This window comes from Exiguobacterium sp. s78, from assembly GCF_018618985.1.
Classification (GTDB): domain Bacteria; phylum Bacillota; class Bacilli; order Exiguobacteriales; family Exiguobacteriaceae; genus Exiguobacterium_A; species Exiguobacterium_A abrahamii.
Map to the genome: position 1 here is coordinate 1 of NZ_JACSNB010000018.1, position 258 is coordinate 258.

At 59.3% G+C, this 258-nt stretch carries 1 rRNA gene; it reads right to left on the minus strand.

The features are described 5' to 3' along the window. Positions 1-258 (minus strand): 23S ribosomal RNA (locus KNQ18_RS17210); the annotation flags it as partial.

Consider the following 258-nt stretch of genomic DNA (forward strand, 5'->3'; position numbering starts at 1 on the left):
TCTGAGGGAACCTTTGGGCGCCTCCGTTACTGTTTAGGAGGCGACCGCCCCAGTCAAACTACCCGCCTGACACGGTCCTCCAGCCGGATCACGGCTGCGAGTTAGAGACTCTATGCATGAAGGGCGGTATCCCAAGGGTGACTCCTCCGAAGCTGGCGCTCCGGGCTCGACGTCTCCCGCCTATCCTGTACATCATGCACAAAGCCTCAATATCAGGCTGTAGTAAAGCTCCATGGGGTCTTTCCGTCCTGTCGCGGG